General features: G+C 40.0%; 1 pseudogene. It reads right to left on the bottom strand.

Annotated elements, in window-relative coordinates:
- Positions 1–1,649, bottom strand: a pseudogene (locus HT669_RS11305) (hypothetical protein); the annotation flags it as partial.
- Between the last annotated feature and the right edge of the window lie 134 nt (positions 1,650–1,783).

The raw sequence follows: 1,783 nt of genomic DNA, 5'->3' as shown, positions 1-1,783 counted from the left end.
TAGCCATCCTCTCCGTCAACCATCTCAATAGAAGCTCCTCGGTCTCTACTCTCATCTTTTTCATAACGGATGACACTTGTAGGAAGGACTTTACGCTCAACCTTGCTTTTGGCTGGAACTTTGATAACTGTGTCTGTCGGTTCTTTTCTGTCTACAGTAACCTTTTCTGTGACCTTACCAGTCTCTGAATCAACATCGTAGGTCCTTGTCGTGGTTACATAGCCATCCTCTCCATCAACCATCTCAATAGAAGCTCCTCGGTCTCTACTCTCATCTTTTTCATAACGGATGACACTTGTAGGCAGAACTTCACGCTCAACCTTGCTTTTAGCTGGAACTTTGATAACTGTATCCGTGGCTTCTTTTTTCTCTACGGTAACCTTTTCGGTAACATGACCATTCTCTGGATTAACATCGTAGGTCGTTGTCGTGGTTACAGTTCCGTCCTCTCCGTCAATTGTAATAGGATTTTCACTACGGTCTTTAGTTTCATCTTTTTCAAAACGGATAACACTTGTAGGCAGAACTTCACGCTCAACCTTGCTTTGGGCTGGAACTTTGATAACTGTGTCTGTCGGTTCTTTTCTATCAACAGTAACCTTTTCGCTAACCTTACCAGTCTCTGGATTAACATCGTAGGTCGTCGTTGTGGTTACATAGCCATCCTCTCCGTCAACCATCTCAATAGAAGTTCCTCGGTCTCTACTCTCATCTTTTTCATAACGGATGATACCTGTAGGAAGGACTTTATGATCAACCTTGCTTTTAGCTGGAACTTTGATAACTGTATCCGTGGCTTCTTTTTTCTCTACGGTAACCTTTTCGGTAACATGACCATTCTCTGGATTAACATCGTAGGTCGTTGTCGTGGTTACATAGCCATCCTCTCCGTCAACCATCTCAATAGAAGTTCCTCGGTCTCTACTCTCATCTTTTTCATAACGGATGATACCTGTAGGAAGGACTTTATGCTCAACCTTGCTTTTAGCTGGAACTTTGATAACTGTATCCGTGGCTTCTTTTTTCTCTACGGTAACCTTTTCGGTAACATGACCATTCTCTGGATTAACATCGTAGGTCGTTGTCGTGGTTATAGTTCCGTCCTCTCCGTCAATTGTAACAGGATTTTCACTACGGTCTTTAGTTTCATCTTTTTCAAAACGGATAACACTTGTAGGCAGAACTTCACGCTCAACCTTGCTTTTGGCTGGAACTTTGATAACTGTATCCGTGGCTTCTTTTTTCTCTACGGTAACCTTTTCGGTAACATGACCATTCTCTGGATTAACATCGTAGGTCGTTGTCGTGGTTACATAGCCATCCTCTCCGTCAATTGTAACAGGATTTTCACTACGGTCTTTAGTTTCATCTTTTTCAAAACGAATTCGCGTACTTGAAATTTTCTTGGTTACTACCTTAGGTTTAGTCGCTACTTTTACAATAATATCCCCATTATCAGCGTCATCATACTCTATTCCCTCTTCTTTATCTCTAGTATCATCTCTGACATATTGAATCCCATCAGCAGCATGAACAAAACTTGTATTCAGGATTCCTCCTAAAAATAAAGTTAGCCCGACTATCACAGAACCAAAAATCTTTCCGAGTTTACGTAATGCATAGCGCTTATTGGTATTAGATTTTGCCATTACATCCTCCTTCTAAAAGTTACTACTTAGTATAGCATATTTTCTGGCAAATGTTAAACAATATGTTTCATACATCAAATAAACTTAAAATGATATATTATACTGGACTAAAATCAAAAAACATCTTATAATAG

The organism is Streptococcus sp. 2100, from assembly GCF_013276335.1.
GTDB classification, from domain to species: domain Bacteria; phylum Bacillota; class Bacilli; order Lactobacillales; family Streptococcaceae; genus Streptococcus; species Streptococcus pseudopneumoniae.
The sequence above is the reverse complement of the archived record's forward strand: the minus strand, read 5'-3'. Positions and strand labels throughout refer to the sequence as shown.